This window comes from Dyadobacter sp. CY327, from assembly GCF_021390415.1.
Lineage (GTDB): Bacteria > Bacteroidota > Bacteroidia > Cytophagales > Spirosomataceae > Dyadobacter > Dyadobacter chenhuakuii.
This window is the reverse complement of record NZ_JAJUXJ010000002.1, coordinates 171809-193977: the sequence shown is the minus strand read 5'-3', so window position 1 is coordinate 193977 and position 22169 is coordinate 171809. Positions and strand designations below refer to the sequence as shown.

Here is a 22169-nt window from a genome sequence, read left to right as displayed (position 1 = left end):
ATATGAAATTTAAAAAAGTGGTCAGCTTTTTACACCTTTGGCTCGGACTTTTGTCCGGGCTTTTTGTGTTTTTGATTGCTGTCAGCGGCTGCCTCTATGTTTTTGCCGACGAGCTCAAACCCATCGTTTACCGGGAGCGTCTTTTTATTACCCCGGAAAATAAGGAAAAGCTCCCTTTGACCCAACTGCTGAGCATTGCCCAAAATACGCTCGGGAAGGACAAAGTCATCACGCGGATCGAAATGGCCAACGCGCCCGACCGGTCGGTGACATTCCGGTCACAAAAGAATAACCACGAAGGATTGACGCACTGGGACTATTTTGAATATTATTACCGGGTATATATCAACCCTTATTCAGGGAAAGTTATTTATGTGGAAGACTCAAAAAACGAATTTTTTCAGCTCGTACTGGCATTGCACATGCGAATGTTATTTGGTGAAAAAGTAGGGCATTACGTGGTCGGATATTCGGTGTTGAGCTTTGTAATTATATTGATTTCCGGCTTTATTCTCTGGTTTCCCAAGAAATGGACAGTCAAAAGCATCAAGAACCATTTCACTGTTAAATGGAGCGCAAAATGGAAAAGACTAAATTACGACCTGCACCAGATCCTTGGACTTTATGCATTCATTATTCTGTTACTAACGTCCCTGACAGGCCTCGTCTGGGCATTTGACTGGATGCAGGATTCTGTGCGTTTCGTAGCGAATGGCGGGAAAAATATAGAAAAGCCCGCCCTTCTGGTTTCAGATACATTGCAGCCGCAAGCTGTTTCCGGGTTGGATAAGGCATTCACAGTGACCGCCGCTGGCTACCCGGATGCATATGCTTATCTGGTATTATTACCTGCCAAAGCCACGTCTACGATTAATACACTGGTCTATAAAAAAGACTGGAACCGCTTCGACCGCCTGCTGATCGTATATGACCGTTATTCTGGCAGAATGCTTTCCAACACCTCCTTTCAGGATCTGAATAACGGCGACAAGGCCTATCAGCTAAATTTCGACTTGCACACCGGCGCATACATGGGTTTGTTTGGTAAAATCCTCTCATTTCTCGCCGCCCTGGCCTGCGCCACATTGCCCGTCACCGGCTTTTACATCTGGTGGAACAAAAAGAAAAAGAAGAAGTCACCACCGCAAGTACAATTGGCGGATCGGCCGTAGCAGGGCAAACACCTGAAAACCCACCGCTTTTTTCTCTCCCTACTCTTAAAATGCCTCACTCCATCATGTGTCCTTTCAAGTGCATGATGTAACTTTGATGCTACTCTGTAATGCTTATCCTTTTTGATTATCAAATGAAACAAATTCTTATCATCGTTCTGCTTTGCTTTTCTTGCCTGACTTGCCCTGCTCAACTTTTAGACCGTATCAAAAACAGAGTGGAGCAAAAGGCTGTCGACCAGATTGACCAGTCGATTGATAAGGCTTTGCAAAAAAAGAAAAATAAGGATAATACCACTGCTCCGGACACTGCAGCTTCACCTGCCTCAGTGCCCGCCAGCCAGCCAGCGGACGCGGCATCACCGGCTGTGAAAGCAGATGCGTCCCGGCCTGCTGCCGCTGCCGTACAAACAACTCAGGATATCACAGCCTATTCCCGCTTTGATTTTGTGCCCGGTGATAAGATCATTATGTATGAGGATTTTACCCAGGATGCAGTAGGGGACTTTCCTGCAAATTGGAATACGCGGTCGGGCGCGGACCTGGTCAACATTGCAGGCCGTGAGGGCAAATGGCTTCGACTAAATCAGGACGGGGTTTTTTATCCTGAAAACCTCACCAGCAATTTGCCCGATAACTTCACGCTGCAATTGGACCTGATCGCAAACAAGGACGTCGCCAATATCGGCGAATTCATGATCAGCCTGATGCAGACCAGCGACACGGATCAAAAGTTTGCATGGGGCGAGTCGAATCAAGTCTCGGCGCCCAGTTTTAAGATTATTTTTCAACCCAATTCCTCTGAAAAAGGCAGCCTTGACTATTCAACGAATCTGATCGGCAATCAGCATAAGTATGGTGTGCCCGAATTCAATACGGTGAAAAATGCGACAAAGGTTTCTATTTGGAGGCAAAAGCAGCGCATCCGCGTTTACCTGGACAGTACAAAGGTGTTGGACCTGCCGCGAGCCCTCAACGCTGCTGAGCCATTGAATTCATTGGTTTTTGCGGCAGATAATCCTGATTTCAACCAAAAAGGCGGCGCATTTTTCCTGGGAAATATTCAGTTGGCTGTCGGTGCTGCTGATACGCGTAACAAATTGCTGAGTGAAGGTAAATTCGTCACCCGCGGCATCCGCTTTGCTGTCAATAGCGACCAAGTTCTTCCGCAATCTTACGGCAGTCTGAAAGAAATCGCACAGGTTTTACAGGAAAACGCCTCGCTCCGTGTCCGCATTATAGGCCACACAGATTCGGATGGCGATGAAAACACCAATGAGAGCCTTTCCAAAAAACGAGCAGATGCTGTTAAAGAGGCGCTTGTCAAAAATTTCAGTATCGATGTTTCAAGACTGGAAACCGATGGAAAAGGAAAAGCCCAGCCTGTCGACTCCAACGACACAGCTGTCGGGAAGGCCAACAATCGCCGGGTTGAGTTTATAATGCTGTAAATCTTGTTGGCTGCTCGCAAACTGGGTGGGTACGGGTTGCTGGCGCAGCTGCGCATCAGCCTACTTTCCGGGCGGTCAGCCTGTATTGCTCGGGGCTTTGGCCCATGTTTTTTTTGAATACCCTTGAAAAATAGAAGGGGTCGTCGTAGCCCAGGTGCAAAGCAATTTCTTTGATCTTTGCTTCATTGGCATAGATCAGCTGACAGGCTTTCTGCATTTTCAAATGAATAAAATAATCCACCGGCGCCATGCCTGTGCCCTTGCGAAAGAGCATTGAAAAATGAGAGCAGGAGAGCTGGTGCTTGTTTGCCATATCTTCTACCGACAGTTTTTTATCCAGATGCAGGCGCATATGGGTGATCGTGTCCGTGATCATGTCCGCCTTTTCGGTATGCTCGGCAGCGAGGTGTTTTTCGGGAAAGAGGAACATGGCCATAAAATATTGCAGGCACATGGTGGCATTGGCCAGGTTTTCCAGGCTGTAACCCATTTCCAGGCTCTGATAGATCCGGTGCCAGGTGTCGGGCACTTTTTCATTGAAGATCAGGTTAACAGGTCCTTTTTGAGGCAGGATCTGTAAGGTTTCGTTAAAATGATCAATGGCGCTGCCGGTAAAATGTATCCAGTAAATCGTCCACGGGTCCTCGTGGTCGGCCCAGTAACGTATATATTGATCAGTCGCCGGCAGCATAATGTATTGATTGGCCGTGACCTCAAATTTCTTGTCGGCGATCACATAATGTCCCTTTCCCTGAACGCAGTAGATCAGGATATTATCCTCGCAGCCTTTGCGCCGCTCGCGGTAATGAAAAAGGGCTTTGGGAAAATAGCCGATATGCGTAATGTACAGGTGAAAAAGGGCAGGGTTCTTGTGGACCACATCGCGCAGAATTCCCGGTGGCAGGCTGATCAGCTTTTCCCCGTCAAATCCATCCCGCCTTCTGAAACTGCTGCTCATAACTTCTGTTGATTTGTAATCGTATTTTCCATTATACATGAAGACAAAGTGCGATAATAGGCAATTTTATATCATTATTAAAAACAAATCGGGATTGGATTGTAATTAATGATGGAAAACCAAATTACGCGATCATAGCATTGTCCATGAAAATAAACGGATGCTCTATATGTAACACCTGAATGCTCAACTACTTTTGGCACATCAAACGGCGACCTAAATGCGCTGCAAATTTTTGATCCTATGCATTTACATTCTATAAATTATGTTGCTATTAGCCGATAAAGTCGTTTTTTTAACGGGAGGGACCGAAGGGATAGGGTTTGAATGTGCCAAAGCATACCAGCAGGCAGGCGCCCGCTTATGCATCATCAGCAACGATTCAGAAAGCTTTCACCGTGCAAAAATGCAGTTGGAAAGCATTGCAACCGTGTTTTTCCTGGCAGATGTTGCCAATGCTGCACAGGTGCAGAAAGCCATCGCGCACTGCCTTGCAGTGTTTGGTAAAATAGATGTTATTCACAATAATGCAGGCATTTCGAGTCCTTCCAAAGCATTGCATGAGACTACTGAGCAGGAGTGGAAAAAGCTGTTTGAGGTGAATGTAGGCGGCATTCATCATACCACATTACATGGCATCGAAGCCCTGAAAAAATCCGGTGGGAGCATCCTGAATACGGGGAGCCTTGTGGGAGAAATAGGGCAGGAGATCCATGCGGCATACACGGCTACGAAGGGCGCGGTAAATGCGCTTACAAAGTCCATGGCGCTGGACTATGCACCTTTCGGTATCCGCGTCAATGCAGTTGCGCCTGCGGGTGTCATCACGCCACTTTTGCGGAGTTGGAGCCAGCAGCAGCCCGATCCTGATTTGGCAGAGGAATATCTCAACAACATTCACGCGCTGGGCTATTGTCCTGAGGGCGACGTGATTGCAGACGCCTGCCTGTTCCTGATCTCGGATATGGCCAGGTTTATCACAGGTTGCATTCTGCCCGTAAGCGGCGGTGCCGAACTGGGTTATAAGAAGCTTTCCAGCAAACAGAACCATTTTCATGATCTATAAAATAGCAGTAAAAGACGCCCGTTACCCGCTCGACGGCAGCGCAGGAAGCGACGCCATTCACCGCGATCCTATATATTCCTATGCCGTTACCGAGCTTGTCGACGACAGCGGCGTTACAGGGACTGGCTTTGCATTCACATTAGGCGAAGGCAACCAGCTTGTTTGCCAGGCCGCGCAGTATTATGCGCAGAAGCTGGTTGGGAAGGACATTGAAGAATTAATGGCCGACTTCGGCGTTTTGTTCAGGCAATTGTCTGACGATCAGCAGTTTCGATGGCTTGGGCCGCATAAAGGCGTCGTGCACCTGGCGCTGGCTTCTGTTACCAATGCTTGTTACGATCTTTGGGCAAAAAGACGCGGTGTGCCGCTATGGAAACTGCTCACCAGTCTTTCGCCCGAAGCCATCGTAAACACGCTGGACTTTTCGTATCTGGAAGACGAGCTCAACAGGGAGCAGGCAATCAGCCTTTTAACAATGGAGCAGGCAAGCAAAGCAGACCGGGAAAGCATTCTGAAAACAGGATATCCCGGTTACGACACTTCGATTGGCTGGTTCAACTATTCCGATGAAAGGGTGCGTGAAAACTGCAAAAAGGCCTTAGCCGATGGTTTTACAGCCATGAAGCTGAAAGTAGGATCCGCCGATCCCGCGCGCGACATCCGGCGCGCCCACATTGTACGTGAAGTTGCCGGAGATTATGTGAAAGTGATGCTGGACGCCAACCAGCAATGGAACCTGCCCGACGCGATCGCGATTTCCAAGGACCTGGCAACAATGAATCCTTACTGGATCGAGGAACCCACGCACCCCGACGACATTCTGGCGCACCGGACGCTGGCGAAGGAAATTGCGCCTGTGAAGCTTGCCCTGGGCGAGCACGTTCCTAATAAGGTGATTTTTAAAAACTATCTGCAAGCGCAAGCAGCCGCATTTGTCCAGGTGGATGCCGTGCGCGTCGGAGGTGTCAGCGAGTTTCTGACGATCAGTTTGTTATGTAAGAAATTTGGCATTCCTGTCGTGCCGCATGTGGGTGATATGGGGCAGCTGCACCAGCATTTGGTGTTGTATAATCACATTGCGATGGGACATGAAGCATTATTTTTGGAGCATATTCCGCATTTGCAAAAACACTTTGTGCATCCCGCCCGCATTCAAAACGGCGTTTATGAAACACCGCAGGAACCTGGCAGCAGCTGCGACCTGATCGCTTTGCGTAACTAGTCCATTTATTTCCGATGATCCACTCCCTCGATATCACAATCAGCGCGCTGTACATTACGGCGATATTTGTCATTGGTCTGTGGGCTGGATTAAAACATAACAAATCGAAAAACGGCTCTGGTGAAGCCGGGGCGTATTTCCTCGCAGGCAAAACTTTGCGCTGGCCCACGATAGGCCTTGCATTGTTTGCTACCAACATTTCCTGCGTTCACCTGGTAAGCCTCGCGCAAAGCGGTTTCGACACCGGGCTTCTCAACGGGAATTTCGAGTGGATGGCCGCTTTCATCCTGATCCTGCTCGCACTCTTTTTCGCTCCGTTCTACATCCGGTCCGGCGTTTCCACGTTGCCCGATTTTTTGGAGAAACGCTACGACCGCGCAAGCCGCGACTGGCTGGCTGTGATATCGGTGGTGTCGGCAGTAATAGTGCACATTTCCTTTTCCTTACTGGCCGGCGGCATTGTTTTGCAGACATTGTTTGGCGTGGATATGTACACGAGCATCATCGTCATTTCCATCATTACGGCCATTTACACCATTGTAGGCGGGTTAACCGCCGTTGTCATCACCGAGTCGATCCAGACGATTGTGCTGCTTTTCGGCGCGGTGATCATCAGCATTGCCTCATATAACAAAATGGGCGGTTGGGAGCCGATGATGGACGTTCTCAAAACGACCGGCCAGCTTGAAAAGCTCTCCATGATGCGTCCTCATGGCGATAGCAGCGGAATGCCGTGGTATGCCGTGTTCTTAGGTTATCCCGTGCTCGGGATCTGGTATTGGTGTGCCGACCAGACAATTGTCCAGCGGGTATTGGGTGCAAAAGATGAGAACCATGCGCGCATAGGGCCGCTGTTTTGTGGTTTTATCAAAATCCTGCCCGTTTTCATTTTCGTGCTTCCCGGACTTTTCGCCTATACATTATCTCAGTCGGGCGGGCTGGATATTTCAGCTTTGCAAACTGTTTCAGATGGCAAAACGGTAGTTAATAGCAAAGGAATCTACACATTAATGATCACCCAGCTTTTGCCCAAAGGACTGGTTGGAATATTGGTCGCTGCATTACTTTCGGGGCTGATGAGCCAGATTTCCGGTGCGCTTAATTCCATATCTACATTGGTCAGCTATGATTTATACCAACGGCGCAAACCGGGAGCATCGGACCAGCAACTGATCCGTGTTGGCAAAATCGCTGCGGGCATTGCACTGGTCGTCTCGCTGGCCACATTGCCGCTGCTGAACAGTTATGAAAGTATATTCAATGGCCTCAACGACATTATCGCACACATTGCACCGCCGATCACCTGCGTGTTTTTATTAGGGATCTTCTGGAAAAAGGCTTCTGCGGAATCTGCGAAATTCACCTTGTGGATCGGATCCGCGGTTGGTGTCATTGTTTTTAGTGTCAATAAATTATATCCCGAAACGCTGGTCGGACAAGTGCCGTTTATGATGATGGCGTTTTACCTGTTTTGTTTTTGCGTTTTAGTCCAGGTTGTCTTCTCTGTTTTCTTCCCGGTCCGCCACACGGCTGCAAGCCTGCAACTTTTCTGGAAATCGCCCCTCGAATCGCTCCAGACACCCGGCTGGCCAGGCCTGGGCAATTACAAAGTGCTATCCGTCCTGCTTGCCGGGATCATGTGCTTTCTCTTCTGGTTTTTCAGGTAAGTAGTTGCATTTTAAAATAATTGGATTTTAATAATTGTTGTTGTTCACATTTTAGCCGAATGTGTTTTAAGCCTCTTTATACACAAAATTCAAGCATTACCAGCGTATTCTAATAATCGTATTATCCATGTTTTTATCAGGTTAATCCATTTCAATGTGATTTTTGCCTATCTAATTTTACCCCATCAAATAGTATAAATTAATGAAAGAATATGGAAAAATCTACTTCAAACCGATGGCAGCTTCCTGGGCTGCTTCTGGCGTTTTTGCTGTGTGCCGTCAGTGTTTTTTCAGCATCGGCCCAGACCGTCGACATTACCGGAACAGTCACTTCCGCAGGCGATAACACAGGCTTGCCGGGCGTATCCATTACCGTAAAAGGGACAACCTCGGGCACGGTAACCGATCTGAATGGCAAGTATGTGGTAAATGTAGCGGATCAAAATGCCGTGCTTGTGTTTTCCTTTATAGGTTATGAAGCTGTGGAGCAGCCGGTTGGAAGCCGCAATGTCATCGATGTGGTGATGAAAGAAGATCTGAAACAGCTCAGTGAAGTGGTTGTGGTCGGATATGGAACACAGAAGAAAGTGAACCTCACGGGCGCAGTGGCAACAGTGAGCGGCGATGAAATGATCAAACGGAACGTGACCAATCCAACGGCCATGCTGCAAGGCACGATGCCCGGGGTGCAGGTCACGCAGGGCAGGGGAGAACCTGGTAATGAAGGCGTTTCGGTGCGTATCCGGGGCTCGGGAACTTTCAGCGCTGCCGGTTCGGAACCGCTCGTGCTTATCGACGGTGTACAAGGCAATATGTCCGACCTCAATCCCAATAACATTGAAAGTGTGTCGGTTCTGAAAGATGCTGCATCGGCGTCCATTTACGGTGCGCGCGCCGCAAACGGGGTGATCCTGGTCACAACCAAAAAAGGAAGTGAAGGCAAACTGAGCGTGCAGTACAGCGGAAATTACAGCATTAACAAGCCCACCAAGCTGTTTGACCTGATCACAAACTCAGCGGAATATATGGAGTTGTATAATGAAGCACGCATGAATTCCGGGCTAACCTCGGGATTGTACTCTCAGCAGCAGATCGACGATTACCGCAATGCAACGGACCGCAACCTGTATCCTAACACAGACTGGCTGGGCCTCATTTTTCAAACCGCCCCCACCCACATGCACAACCTGACCTTCGACGGCGGGCGCGGCGGAACGCATTTCAACGCTTCTATCGGTTATGTAAACCAAAAAGGCGTGATGAAAGGATTTGATTTTGAAAAATACAATGCGCGGCTGAACATTGCCTCGCAGATCAACAAGAAGATCAAATTCGGTGCGAACATTGCCCTGAAATCCGGCAACACGCAATCGCCCGTTTTCGGATCGGAAGATATGTTTTTGTCGGCCATGTCACAGGCTCCTACTTACGGACCGAAACTGGCGGACGGCAGCGGGCGCTTTACTTACAAGGCTTATGATTTGGAATACAATAACAAAAACCCGATTGCGCTCCTCGACGGGCACATTAACCGTGACAAACTGGATTACTCGGCCAATACGCAGGGCTGGTTTGAGGTGAATTTGTTAAAAGGCCTAACGTGGTACGCGAAGGGCGCAGTTAATGCGGATTTTTACAAAACGAAATCTTTCAAACCGCCCTTGCAGCTTTATAATTTCCGTACAAACGAATTCATGGCCACATTGGATCTCGGTGGCGGACTGGAAGTGAAGGATGAGCAGAATGTGTATACCAATTTGTTCTCCTACCTCGATTACGAGCACACCTTCGGACAAAATCATGCATTCAAAGCGCAGGTAGGTTACAGTACTGAGAAAAGTTCTTTCCAGGATCTTGAAGGGATCAGAAGAAACTTCCCGACGGATGTTTTGCGCGAGATCAATGCGGGTAGTCCGTCTATCCAGTATGCCAATGGTTCGCAAAATCAATGGGCGATCCGGTCGTTTTTCGGAAGACTGAATTACAATTTCAAGGAGCGTTACCTGCTGGAAGCCAACATGCGCTATGACGGAACCTCGCGGCTTGCGGCCGATTCGCGCTGGGGCGTTTTCCCTTCATTCTCTGCGGGCTGGCGGGTGACGGAAGAGGATTTTATCAAAAATCTGAACCTCAACTGGCTTAACAGCATGAAGTTTCGCGGATCGTGGGGCCAGCTTGGCAACCAGAACATTGGAAATTATCCTTACCAGGCGATCCTGAGCTTTACCGGAAATTATTCCTTTGATGATTCCAATCTGTCTTCGGGTGTGGCGCAGACCAACCTTTCCAATGCGGCCATCAAATGGGAAACCACAACCATCGCCGACTTCGGCCTTGACATGACAGTCTTCCGCGGCCTGAACCTGAGTGCAGACTGGTATCGCAAAACCACAACGGATATTTTGAGAAGTTCGCAAGTGACTGGCGTGGTGGGTCTTGGCGCTCCTACGATAAATAACGGGACTATGGAGAACACAGGTGTTGAACTTGGGATTTCATACAATCACCAGGTTAACAGCGGCGTGTTTTCTGGATTGAATTACAATTTGGGTGTGAATCTGGAACATTACAAAAACAAGCTTGTGAAGTTTGGGCAGCGTGAAATTGACGGCTATCGGATCCGTGAAGAAGGAAAGGAATACAACACTTATTACATGCTTCAGATGGATGGCATTTTCCAGTCGGCCGATGAAATTGCTGCCGCGCCCAAACAATACAATGATGCAACTGTGCCGGGAGATATCCGCTTCCGCGATGCAAATGGTGATGGCAAGATCAACGACGACGATCGCGTAGTCATGACGGGTAATTATCCGGGGTTAAATTATTCATTCAATGGATCAGTCAACTTTAAAGGTTTTGACTTGTCTGTTCTGTTTCAGGGCGTTAACAATGTTAAATTTTTTGTAGACAATTGGGGAACGGTTCCTTTTGTACAAGGTTCACCGCCTACAACGGACTGGCGTAACCGCTGGACGCCTGAAAATCCTTCTGCCACAATGCCACGCATTTACTGGGGCTGGGGCGCACCCGACCGAATCCGCAGATCGTCTTCCTACTTCCTGCAGGATGCTTCCTACCTGCGTTTGAAAAACCTCACATTCGGTTATACACTGCCGCAAACATTGGTGAAAAAGATCGGCATTGATAACCTGCGGGTGTTTTTCTCGGGTGACAACCTGCTGACGGCTACCAAATATCCGGGCCTTGACCCAGAGCGCGGCGGCAGTGGAAGCTTTGTGCAATATCCTCAAAACAAGATTTTATCATTCGGATTAAATATCAGATTATAATGAAAAGTCAGAAACTAAAACTGTTCGTACTGCTGACTCTGGCGTTTAGTGCGTGCAATGATTCACTGGACCTCAATCCCCTCGACCAGATTTCAGCATCCACATTCTGGAAAACAAAGGGTGATTTTGACAAAGCATTGACGGCCAATTACGCTTCCATGCAGGCCGATCCCTGGGCGGTTGAGCTGCCCGTCTGGAACTGCCTGACGGACGATGGCTTTGCGCAGCATAATTCAGGAAGTGCAAAAGAAATCACTTCCGGCAGCATCAGTCCTTCCACAGGTGGTTATGTTTCAGGGGTTTATAGCGAAAGTTACAAGGCCATTGCCCGCGTAAATATTTTCCTGGCTCAATTGAAAGCGTACACCAATGCCGACATAACCGACACCAACCGAAAGCTCTACGAGGCCGAATCGCGGTTTTTGCGAGCATTTTATTATTTCCAGCTTTACCATTTGTATGGCGATGTGCCGCTGGTTCTGGAACCGCTTACATTGGAAACGCAGAACCAGCCCAAAGTGCCGGCTGCGCAAATCCTGGTGCAGATCCTCGCTGACCTGGACTTCGCCATCGCAAACCTCAATGCAAATGCTTATCCGCAAAACGGTGGCCACGCTGCCGTAACTTCCGCGCAGGCATTCAAAGCGCGTGTGCTCATTTTTGCTGCATATGGAGAGAACGGAACGCCTGATCCGGCCTTGTTGGCACAGGTGAAAACGCTGACCAGCGCAGTGATTCCGAAATACAGCCTGAGCCCAAAGTTCGAAGATATATTCCGTGACGCCGGTCAGAAAAACAACCCGGAAATCATTTATTCGACCAACTTTCTGGCCCCTAACAACACCCGTCCCTGGGATATGTATTATGGTGACTGGCTGGTAGCGAGCCCGTTACAGAACTTCGTGGATGCATTTGAATGCACCGATGGGCTGCCCTACGGCGTGTCGCCGCTGACAGATAAAAAGGAGCCTTTCAAAAACCGGGACTCACGCCTGGCTAAGACCGTCTTCGTTGACCATCCCGATTTTGGCGGAGGCCGGGTTCATATCCCGTCCAACAGCCGGCCGTCGGGTTATGGCGTAATGAAATTCCTGGCGCCTGAGAACATTCCGTTCGGATTTTCGACATTAAGCCAGCAAAATGCAGTAGTGCTGCGCCTGGCGGAGGTTTTACTGATGTATGCCGAAGCACAAAATGAAATAGCAGGCCCGGATGCAACCGTTTACAAAGCCATCAACGACATTCGCCTGCGTTCCCAAATGCCAGCCTTACCAGCCGGTTTGACCAAAGCCCAGATGCGCGAAAAAATCCGTCAAGAACGCCGCATCGAGCTGGGTTTCGAAGGTCTCCGCTATTACGATTTAAAGCGGTGGCACATCGCAGAGCAGGTTTTGAACAATGTAAAAGACAGCTTCGTGCCTTACAAGTTTGAAAAGAAATTCTACAAATGGCCAATCCCACAGCCGGAGATTGATAAGAGCGGCGGATTGCTGGTGCAGAATGGGGATTACTTGTAGGAGGCTATTGACAGGGGGCGTTACTCTCCCAGGTGAACGCCCCTTCGGCTCCGCTCAGGGTGACAGGGGGGATTAATACTAATTATAAAATCAAACAACATTAACATGACTTTTAAGCTCATACTTACCTCCATACTAACTATCTCAATAACAACATCTTCCTTCGCTCAGGTTAAACCTCTTCGTCTTTGGTTTAATAAGCCGGCGGCTCAGTGGGAAGAGACTATTCCTGTGGGGAACGGGCGGTTGGGGATGATGAGTGATGGGGGAGTGTTGCGGGAGAATGTTGTGCTCAATGACATTACGCTCTGGTCGGGAGGGCCGCAGGATGCCAATAATTACGAGGCGCACAAAAGTCTTCCCGAGATCCGCAGGCTGCTTTTGGAAGGTAAAAATGATGAGGCGCAGCAATTGGTAAACCGGAATTTTGTAGCGAAAGGTGCGGGTTCCGGGCATGGTGATGGGGCCAATGTGCCATTTGGCTGCTACCAGGTCTTGGGTAACCTGCGGATGCAGTTTGCCTACAAGGGCGCCGATTCTTCGAACATGCAGTATCAGAATTACAAAAGGGAATTAGCCCTGAATGATGCGGTTGCGAGCCTCGTTTACCAGGTGAAGGGTGTGACTTACCGCCGGGAATACTTTACAAGTTTTGGTGACGATGTGGGCCTTATCAGGATTTCTGCCGACAAACCGGGCCAACTGAATTTGCGCCTGGGACTTGATCGTCCCGAGCGGTTTCAGACTGTGGTTAAAAACAATGTGCTGGAAATGTCCGGGCAGTTGAACAATGGAACGGACGGGAATGGGATGAAATACCTGACTAAGATCAAGCCGCAGGTAAAGGGTGGAAAACTGACCGTTTCGGGTAAAGAAATCGTTATTACGGATGCCGATGAGATCATTCTCTACTTCTCTGCAATGACCGATTTCAAAACCATGAACTTCGAATCCGAGACGCAGAGGCTTATTGATGTCGCAGTGAAAAAATCTTACACTGTTCAGAAACGGGCTCACATTGCAAATTATCAGAAACTTTATAACAGAGCGACCTTGCATCTGGGCGGATCAAGGGGCGACGATTTACCAACGGATCAGCGGCTTTCTGCCTTCCAGAAAAACCCTGCTTTGGACAATGAACTGCCCGTTCTGTTTTTTCAATATGGACGTTACCTGAGTATCAGCAGCACACGGGTAGGACTATTGCCGCCAAATTTGCAGGGACTTTGGGCCAATCAAATCCAGACACCCTGGAATGGTGACTATCACCTGGATGTGAACATTCAGATGAACCAGTGGCCCGTGGAGGTTGTAAATCTTTCGGAGCTGAACCTGCCGCTGGCCGATCTGGTGAAAGGGATGGTGAAGCCGGGTGAAAAAACCGCGAAAGCTTACTACAATGCAGACGGCTGGGTAGCGCACGTGATCACCAATGTCTGGGGTTTTACAGAGCCGGGTGAGGAGGCGTCGTGGGGCGCGAGCAATGCGGGTTCGGGTTGGATCTGCAACAACCTCTGGGAACATTATGCTTTTACCAAAGACAAAAATTATCTCAAAGAAATCTATCCGATATTGAAAGGCGCCGCGGAGTTTTACAACAGCGCATTGGTAAAAGATCCGAAAACGGGGTGGCTTGTGACTGCGCCGTCCATCTCGCCGGAAAACTCATTTTATCTGCCCAACGGTAAAACGGCTGCCATTTGCATGGGCCCGACTATTGATAACCAAATGACGCGCGAGCTTTTCACCAATGTAATTACAGCCTGCGAGGAACTGGGCGTTGATGCAGCATTAAAAACGTCTTTGGAAAATAAACTAAAAAACCTGCCTCCTCCCGGTGTGGTAGGAAGCGATGGCAGGCTGATGGAATGGCTGGAAGAATACAAAGAAGTGGAGCCCAAGCACCGGCACGTCGCGCATTTGTATGGACTCTTCCCGGCTCCGCTCATCACGCCATCGAAAACGCCTGGTCTTGCCGCTGCGGCTGCCAAAACGCTGGAAGCCCGCGGAGACGATAGTCCGGGCTGGTCGAAAGCATATAAACTGCTTTTCTGGGCCAGATTGCACGATGGTAACCGCGCTAATAAATTATTACAAGAACTGCTCGTGCCCACATTGGACACCAATATGAACTACGGTGCTGGCGGAGGCGTCTACCCTAACTTGCTCGTTGCAGGGCCGCCGTTCCAGATTGACGGCAACTTCGGAGGCACGGCCGGGATCGCTGAAATGCTGATTCAGAGCCACGACGGTTATATCGACATTTTGCCCGCCATTCCCGACGCCTGGAAAGGTTCGGGAGAAGTGAAGGGTTTGAAAGCGAGAGGCAATTTTACAGTCGATTTCAAATGGATGGATGGTAAAGTGACGGATTACCGGATCGTTTCCCAATCGCCCCAGAAGGTGACTGTGAAGGTCAACGGAGAGAAAAAAGAAATAACATCAACGCGCTGACTTAATGGAAATAAGCAGCGGATGCGGTTTGTGAAGGATTGAAATTTATTATTGATTTCTGTTCAGTACGCTGATGATAAGCTTTTTAACCGTCTCCATCTCTTCCGGCTTACTGGCGGCAGCAAAAAGTGTAAGGCTCGCAAGTGCCTCATTACTAATCAATAATTTCCCGTCGCTTGTTGTCAGCAATCCGTTCACTTCTAACAAAAGCAAGAAACAAGCGGCGGCAATTCGTTTGTTGCCGTCAATAAATGAATGATTCTTGATGACTAAATAAAGGAGGACAGCGGCTTTTTCCTCGATAGAGGGATAAAAATCAAAGTCACCGAAGCCCTTGCCGATCTGTGCAATAGAACTTTGGAAAGTTTCATCTTTTTCCTTTCCGAAGATGGCGGATTGGAAATCGCCTTTCATGATATTTATAATCTTTTGATAGTCTGATAATTCAGGATATGTTGCGCTGCGGACATTAATGCCTCTTTGATCCAACTGATCATGGTCGTAATCATCCAGCAATTCTAAACCGGTTGCAAATTGTTCCAGCCAGCTATTTTGTGCATCTCCGATTTTACTCTCAATAGCCCTGCTTAGGATCCGGATGCCGTCCTTTAATGTTTGTACCTGCTGGTTTTTCTGTGCAAGCCGTTTCTCGTTAATCGCGAATCCCTCAATCAGGTAATTTTTTAGACGCTGGGTAGCCCAAATCCTGAATTGCGTAGCCTTGCCGGAATTTACCCTGTAACCGACAGACAAGATCATATCCAGGTTGAAAATGTCTACTTGTCTGACTACATGGCGTTTGCCTTCCTTTTGAACTATTTCCATTTTGGAAATAGTTAACTCCCTTGTTAGCTCTCCTTCATGCAAAATATTCCGGATATGCTTATTGATGGCTGGAACCTCGGTGCCAAACAATGCAGCAATCTGCTTCTGACTTAACCAGATATTTTCCGCCTGGAGTGTCACTTCTATCTGGCTGTTGCGGTCCGCACCTACGTATATCTCTATCTGATTTTCCATTCCGACTTCATTTATTCCAAAGATTAGAAAAATCGAACTATGAGAAACGCAAGATCCAACGAACGGTAGGCGGGATTATATCGAAAGCATTTCATACTAGGGCAATGGTCGCCTCTACTCACCCCAAACCGTCACCACAACCCCGCGTGGGCCGCCGTGGTCTCTGTGTTCGCAGAGATAGATGCCTTGCCAGGTTCCGAGGGCTAGGCGACCGTTTTTGATGGGGATCATGACGGAGCTGCCTAGTATGGAGGCTTTCAGGTGGGCTGGCATGTCGTCGGAACCTTCGTAGTCGTGCTCGTAATCGGGGTCGTTTTCTTTGACGGTTTTATTAAAATACATTTCGAAATCCTTTCGCACGGTGGGGTCGGCGTTTTCGTTGATCGTGAGCGAGGCGGAGGTGTGCTGGATGAAAACCTGGCACATGCCTGTGGTGAGCTGCGAAATTTGTGGCATCGCATTGATGATGTCGCCGGTGATGAGGTGAAAGCCCCGGCGTTTTTCACGGAATGTTAGACTTTGCTGAAATATTTTCATCCGGTAAATGTATTACTCTGCGTTCAAATTTGATGATACTTTTGCATCTTCAAGCGAATGATGAGTTAATCAAAACAATTGATGAAAAAAGCGCTGATCCTTATCCTTACTACGGGAATGACCATCGGTTCCATTTACGCACTGATCCACTATATTGGAATGCAAAGTTTTTCATTTGCGTGGATCCTTAATTTCTTACTGATGGCGAGTGTGCTAACATTTACGGAAACGATTAAAAGCCCTTTGACTTCTCCCTATTTTGATACAAAACCCTGGGAACGGAAAGGGGAAATCTACGAGTCTTTCGGGATCAACTTTTATAGAAAAATACTGGTATTGACGGGTTGGGAGAAATTGAATAAAAAAGCCAATCCAATAGCCAAGAATATCAACGATTTAACGCATTTATATTATAAGACAAAACAGTCTGAACTGGGTCATATAATTATTTTATTCGTCGTTTTCAGTTTCAATATTTTTGTGGCATTTCAGTATGGCATTGTCAAATCGTTGTGGTTATTTATTCTCAATATCCTGCTGAATCTATATCCTGTGTTACTTCAACGATACAACCGGCCGCGAATAGCACGAGCCATAAGTTTAAGCAAATTTTAGTCGATGAGCATTATACCCATTTCCGTCCTCACCATAGTGAAATCCAGGCAGGAGGCGCTTCGCAACCTCGTTCTGGGCCTTGACAATGCTGAATCTTATCCGGCCGAGCTGATCATAGTCAATATGAATGAGCCAGCAAGTGAGCTGGTTTCTGATAATTTCCCGATCCGCTCCGTTCGGTTTGATGATGCCGAAAGGCTGCCTCTTGCTGCGGCGCGGAACTTTGCGGCGAAACAAGCGGCGCATCCTGTCATGATTTTTCTGGATGTCGACTGCATTCCTTCGCCGGATTTGGTAGAAAAATATTTCAATGCGTGCCAAGCCGGTGCACATTTGTGGATAGGGCCGGTCCGGTATCTTCGTCAGGGAGCCACAGCGGAAAATGGTTTTCTTTCAAAAATGTGGGAATTAAGCACGCCGGATCCCGTTAGGGCCGATTTGCGGGAGGTGAATCATGCGCTTTTCTGGTCGCTTAACTTTGCTTGCAGCCAGGAAACGTATGAGCGCATCGGTGGTTTTGATACCCGATTTACCGGTTATGGTGCAGAAGATACCGATTTCGGTTTTGCAGCCCGTAAGCAAGGCGTGGAGCTGAGTGTTGCAGATGCCGTGGCATTTCATCAATATCATCCCAGCTACAACCCGCCGCTCAATCATTTTGAAGACATTCTTATCAATGCCAGGACATTTTTTAACAAATGGCAGATCTGGCCTATGGAAGGCTGGCTGCGAAAATTTGAAAATGCAGGGTTGATCAAATGGGAAGATGATGAGATCACGATTTTGCGCAGACCGACAGAAACCGAGGTTAATCAAGCGTTGAAGTCAGGATAATCCGGCGTTGAATCAAGCCAATCTTTCAGGAAAATTAGCGTCCCAAAGTTCATGCAGCCGCAGCGCAACATCAGCCAGCGCTGAGTCTTTGATCACGCCTTTCCAGCAGTCATCAGGCAGGTTCTCCGCCTTCTGAATGATTGTCTTCCAGTCGGTATGATCCAGCTCTTCTGGCTGGACAAGCACAGCCATTCCATTTTGGTCCAGTAATCCAGCTTTGCGCAATTGTTCCTGAAACGGACGGTCCTCAGGTATGCAGACGAACTTTTTCCCCAGATCGGCCATTTCCATGACCGTGTTATGCCCGGCATTGCCTATTACAACACGGCATTGGGCCAATACAGATGCGGGATCATTAATTTGCCCGTGAAAAATTACATTGTGTGCAGCAATGTGTTCATGATCAGCAACATTACCAATCACCAGGATAGATCTTTCCGAACATTGCGCTGCCAAAGCATTGATCACCTTTCCATTAATAGAGGTCCCTCCGGAGCCTACTAGGACGCCAATTGCCGGATTTTCAGTTTTCTCCGCATATTTTTCTTTCCCTGAATATTTTGAAAATCCCCCCGAAAAGAAGGTTTTTTGATTTACCCAATCCTGCGGTGAAGGGTTCATCAACTCTTCCGGCGATGGTGCGATCAGCAGCTGGGCACTTTCATATGCATGTAAATGCGCCAGATCATCGCGGTCCCCGTTTTGACGGATCACTACCGTTGGTATCCCGCATAGAGTTGCCAGTAAGGTAACTTCCACAGACACATCGACCATCAGTATCACCGGAAATAATGCATGCAGCGCCGCCGAGATTACGGCGGCGCGTTTGGCAACTTTTTCAACATTGACAGGTGCATAATGCAGAAAACCCAAATGCATGCGCGAAGCAAAAGGGTCTTCCGGACCTGGAACATCATGCGGCAGGTGTATACATTGAATTGTAGCCGGAATAATGGCTGCAAAACGCGTGAGATCACTTCCCAGAAATGTCACCCGTGCATCTTTAAGCTGTGATGCAATCGACAACGCGCGCATAAAATGTCCCGAGCCGTGGTGGTGAATATAGAAGGCGAAATTAGCGGACATTGGTCTTCATCTTCGTGACTGCAGTTTCAAGCGCTATCGATTCGAACAATGTTTCGTAGGCATCCACCATTCTTTCCACATCAAACAGATCTTCGGCGCGCTGCCTGCAAGCCGGGCGGTCCAGCTGCTCTGCTGCCAGGATGCAATCCGCCAGTTCCTGAACATTATCCCCGCTGCATAATCTGCCCGTTTGCTCGTCAAGTAATTTTGGTAAGGCCCCTTTTGCAATGCCTGCAACCGGTGTTCCGCAAGCAAGCGACTCAGCAACCACCAGTCCGAACGGTTCATCCCAGCACGGCGTGATCAGTGATACGGTTGCGTTTCCGATCAGCTCATTGAGCTGTTGATGATTGCAAGACCCGAGTAATTCTATCGAATCGTCCAGACGTGGCATGATCTCAGTTTCGTAATAATGCTGATCGCTGATGGCCCCGGCAACTTTCATTTTCCTGCCGGCAAGCTTGGCCGCATCTATGGCCAGGTGCAAGCCCTTATCCGGATGTATCCGCCCAAACCACATAATATACCCGCGATCATTTTCAGGATAAAATGCCCAGGTTGTCAAATCTATGCCATTGTGAATGATGTCGCATTCAGGTGCGTACGCTTTCCAATTCTCAGCATTGGTCTCAGAAACAGACACATATTTGACCCGGCCGTAATTCTGTTCGCGGCGGATCGCGTTTTTCAGCTCAAAGATCGGAGGCGTATGCAGCACAGTTACCATCGGCGCTTTAACCAGCACCGACATCATAATAGGAACATAGTTCAAGCTGTTGTTAAAAATTACGTCCAGCTCATCTTTGTCTATCTCCTGCATCATTTCAACATAGGCGTGATGTGTAGAAATATATTCAGTGCTTAGCTGGCGGGAGGTAAACTGCGAGGATGTAATCGGACGGTAATCCTCCTCGCAAAGGATCGGCCTGACATTCAGAATAGGATCCGAGCCGGCGCATGCGTACAATAATACGTCGTGACCGCGCGCGAGCAATCTCTGGCAAATATCATAGGTAAACGCTTCCAGCCCTCCCATGAAGGGTTTAGTGATCGGATATTTGAGGTGTGCAATGATCCCTATTTTCATGTCTGTTATGGTAAAGTTTGTTGATGAAGATTTTTGATAAAGTGCATTTTTGATACTAGTACAGCGGAGGCTGCGTTGTACCGTCATAGAAAACCGTGCCGGTGCAGGAGACATTGCTTTTGCGGCTGGTATGGATTTAAGGACTGCACCAGCGTTATCAAACTTGAAGCATTGTGATCTTTACACCAAAAGAAACACTGACCGAGGAAGAAGTGAAGAACGGATTGAACACCGTTCTCAAAGAAGGGATGACCACCGAAGCCATGGTAACCCTTGCCGGGGGGACATTTATGGTAGCCTTCGCCATTTTGCTTGGCGCCAGCAATTTTCAGATCGGGTTACTTGCGTCCTTGCCTACATTCACCAATATTTTCCAGCTGGTGTCCGTGTTTCTGATCCGCAGATATAACAACCGGAGGGCCGTTTCGGTTATTTGCTGCATTCTGGCCCGTATCCCGATGGTTTTATTGGGTGCGATGCCATTTTTTCTGGGAGCAGATGCACCGGTCAGCCTGTTGCTCTTTTTCTTGTTCTTCTATTATCTGTTTGGCTCCATTGCCGGTCCAAGCTGGAATGCGTGGATGAAAGACCTGGTGCCGGGTGATATGCTGGGCACTTTTTTCTCGAAGCGAAGCCGCTATGCGCAGACGCTCAATGTTGTACTCAGCATCATTCTGGCCATTTCGATCGATTACCTGCGCCGGCATGCGCCGCAGTACGAGCTGTATGTGTATGCAACCATGTTTATGATGGCGGGGATTGCCGGTCTGGCGGCAGTGGCATTGCTGGCCAGGGTGCCCGAGCCACGGTCGTATTTACCCAACGAGAATATCCTGAAAATGTTCATTAAGCCGCTGCGGGACAATAACTTTCAGCGATTACTTGTCTTCAACTCACTCTGGCTTTTTGCCGTTAACATTGCCACACCGTTTTTTACAGTTTATATGCTGAAAACGCTTGGGCTTACCCTGGCGTACATTATTCCACTCACCATTTTAAGCCAGTTGTCGAGTATTTTGACGATTGGATACTGGGGCAAATTCGCAGACCGGTACAGTAACAAAACGATCATCTCCATATGCGCGCCGCTGTATGTGGCATGCGTGATTGCGTGGTGTTTTGTAGGGATTTATACCAATTTGATATCCAACCTTGCCCTGCTGGCCGTGATCCATATCGTCAGCGGATCGAGCAATGCCGGCACCAACCTTGCGTTGACGAACATAGGCTTGAAGCTCGCTCCGTCCCGTGAAGCGATTGTTTATTTATCCGTCAAAAATATCGTAACGTCCGTTTTCTCATCCCTGGCACCGTTGATAGGTGGTTATCTGGCTGATTATTATACATTAAGACAACTGCGCGTCATTGCCGAGTGGAGCGGGCCAACGTTGCAAAAATCGTTTCGGTTGCTGTTGCTGCATGAATGGAATTTCCTTTTCCTGATAGGCGCGGCGCTGACCGTGGTGGCATTGCAATTCCTGCCGCGTGTGCGTGAGGCAGGGGAGGTGCATAAGAGCGTGGTGAAAAGGATCATGCGTACGAGCCTGAAAAGTAACCTGCGGGATTATTTTGTGATTGATGTGCTGATCAACTGGCATTCTTCCTTGAATAATATGCTTAAAATCAATCGTGTAGGCTCCGATGACGCACGAAGAGACGAATAAAGCGAAGCCGGTTGTCATCAAATTTCATGGTAATGTCTTTGGAAAAGTAACTCCGTGGTTATATTTGCCCCATCATACGATGCGAGTTGCGCTGCTTTACATATGGCTCTTTGTAACGATCCTACCGACTTTCAGTCAGTGGGGAACGATCGCTTATTACCATATCAACAAGGATTATATAGCGCGCGTCCTTTGCGAAAACCGCGATAGGCCACAGCTGCATTGCGACGGACAGTGCTATCTGGCCAAAAAACTAAAAGCCCAGGAAGAGAAAAAAGACCAGCAAACCAGTGAGCAGGTGCGTAATCTGCCTACGCTGCATCTATTTTCATCCCCGCTGGTCGCGTTTGAATTTCTGGCATCTCCATTTCTGATTCATTCCCAAGCCGCTTTCCAGTATCAGCTGGCAGCTTATCTGGCTCCGCTTACCATCGTTTCTCCACCACCCTGCGCTTAGTTGTCGTTTTTGTCAATTTTTGGGCTAAAATGAAAGGGTAACATGGTTTATCCCCGGCGCGCGACTGCG

General features: G+C 48.4%; 17 protein-coding genes. 12 read left to right on the top strand and 5 right to left on the bottom strand.

Going from position 1 to position 22169, the window contains the following annotated elements; genetic code table 11:
* Positions 1-2 precede the first annotated feature (2 nt).
* Both LZG74_RS10385 and LZG74_RS10380 read left to right on the top strand, forming a co-directional pair.
* A complete protein-coding gene (locus LZG74_RS10385) occupies positions 3-1172 on the top strand; it encodes a PepSY domain-containing protein (RefSeq protein WP_233796512.1) in 1170 nt (389 codons plus the stop codon).
* A 134-nt stretch (positions 1173-1306) separates the two neighbouring features.
* A complete protein-coding gene (locus LZG74_RS10380; RefSeq protein WP_233796511.1) occupies positions 1307-2623 on the top strand; it encodes an OmpA family protein in 1317 nt (438 codons plus the stop codon).
* 55 nt (positions 2624-2678) lie between these two features.
* Here LZG74_RS10380 and LZG74_RS10375 read toward each other — a convergent pair whose 3' ends face one another.
* Positions 2679-3581: an AraC family transcriptional regulator gene (locus LZG74_RS10375; RefSeq protein ID WP_233796510.1), complete on the bottom strand. Its 903-nt coding sequence runs from the start codon at positions 3579-3581 to the stop codon at positions 2679-2681.
* Positions 3582-3846: 265 nt separating this feature from the next.
* Between LZG74_RS10375 and LZG74_RS10370 the strand changes: the two genes are divergently transcribed.
* From LZG74_RS10370 to LZG74_RS10345, 6 genes are all read left to right on the top strand, one after another.
* Positions 3847-4647, top strand: a complete 801-nt coding sequence (locus LZG74_RS10370) for an SDR family NAD(P)-dependent oxidoreductase (protein ID WP_233796509.1) — start codon at positions 3847-3849, stop codon at positions 4645-4647.
* Positions 4637-5869: an enolase C-terminal domain-like protein gene (locus LZG74_RS10365; protein WP_233796508.1), complete on the top strand. Its 1233-nt coding sequence runs from the start codon at positions 4637-4639 to the stop codon at positions 5867-5869. Before LZG74_RS10370 ends, LZG74_RS10365 begins: the two co-directional genes overlap by 11 nt.
* A gap of 14 nt (positions 5870-5883) precedes the next feature.
* Complete coding sequence (locus tag LZG74_RS10360) at positions 5884-7536, top strand: sodium:solute symporter (RefSeq protein WP_233796507.1); 1653 nt, start codon at positions 5884-5886, stop codon at positions 7534-7536.
* Between the two features lie 212 nt (positions 7537-7748).
* Entirely contained in the window at positions 7749-10829 is a 3081-nt protein-coding gene (locus LZG74_RS10355) for a TonB-dependent receptor (protein WP_233796506.1), read from the top strand.
* Positions 10829-12346, top strand: a complete 1518-nt coding sequence (locus LZG74_RS10350; protein WP_233796505.1) for a RagB/SusD family nutrient uptake outer membrane protein — start codon at positions 10829-10831, stop codon at positions 12344-12346. The genes LZG74_RS10355 and LZG74_RS10350 overlap by 1 nt, the downstream gene beginning before the upstream one ends.
* 105 nt (positions 12347-12451) lie before the next feature.
* Complete coding sequence (locus LZG74_RS10345) at positions 12452-14800, top strand: glycosyl hydrolase family 95 catalytic domain-containing protein (protein WP_233796504.1); 2349 nt, start codon at positions 12452-12454, stop codon at positions 14798-14800.
* 48 nt (positions 14801-14848) lie between these two features.
* Here the strand turns inward: LZG74_RS10345 and rhuM are convergent, their stop codons facing one another.
* Positions 14849-15820, bottom strand: a complete 972-nt coding sequence (rhuM, locus tag LZG74_RS10340) for a virulence protein RhuM/Fic/DOC family protein (protein WP_233796503.1) — start codon at positions 15818-15820, stop codon at positions 14849-14851.
* Positions 15821-15934: 114 nt separating this feature from the next.
* Positions 15935-16357, bottom strand: a complete 423-nt coding sequence (locus LZG74_RS10335) for a secondary thiamine-phosphate synthase enzyme YjbQ (RefSeq protein ID WP_233796502.1) — start codon at positions 16355-16357, stop codon at positions 15935-15937.
* Between the two features lie 81 nt (positions 16358-16438).
* On the opposite strand from LZG74_RS10335, the gene LZG74_RS10330 reads away from it, so the two are divergent.
* Positions 16439-16972 carry a hypothetical protein gene (locus LZG74_RS10330; RefSeq protein ID WP_233796501.1) on the top strand — a complete coding sequence of 178 codons (534 nt, stop codon included), beginning with the start codon at positions 16439-16441 and terminating at the stop codon, positions 16970-16972.
* A 3-nt stretch (positions 16973-16975) separates the two neighbouring features.
* Positions 16976-17806, top strand: coding sequence for a glycosyltransferase family 2 protein (locus LZG74_RS10325; RefSeq protein WP_233796500.1), 831 nt, complete (start codon positions 16976-16978; stop codon positions 17804-17806).
* A 12-nt stretch (positions 17807-17818) separates the two neighbouring features.
* On the opposite strand, the gene LZG74_RS10320 is transcribed toward LZG74_RS10325, so the two are convergent.
* Positions 17819-18892 carry a glycosyltransferase gene (locus tag LZG74_RS10320; protein ID WP_233796499.1) on the bottom strand — a complete coding sequence of 358 codons (1074 nt, stop codon included), beginning with the start codon at positions 18890-18892 and terminating at the stop codon, positions 17819-17821.
* Positions 18882-19979, bottom strand: a complete 1098-nt coding sequence (locus tag LZG74_RS10315) for a glycosyltransferase family 4 protein (protein WP_233796498.1) — start codon at positions 19977-19979, stop codon at positions 18882-18884. Before LZG74_RS10315 ends, LZG74_RS10320 begins: the two co-directional genes overlap by 11 nt.
* A gap of 173 nt (positions 19980-20152) precedes the next feature.
* Between LZG74_RS10315 and LZG74_RS10310 the strand changes: the two genes are divergently transcribed.
* Both LZG74_RS10310 and LZG74_RS10305 read left to right on the top strand, forming a co-directional pair.
* The gene (locus LZG74_RS10310) at positions 20153-21643 is read left to right on the top strand and encodes an MFS transporter (RefSeq protein ID WP_233796497.1); all 1491 of its coding nucleotides are present in this window, start codon (positions 20153-20155) and stop codon (positions 21641-21643) included.
* A complete protein-coding gene (locus LZG74_RS10305) occupies positions 21621-22100 on the top strand; it encodes a hypothetical protein (protein ID WP_310589304.1) in 480 nt (159 codons plus the stop codon). The genes LZG74_RS10310 and LZG74_RS10305 overlap by 23 nt, the downstream gene beginning before the upstream one ends.
* Positions 22101-22169 lie beyond the last annotated feature (69 nt).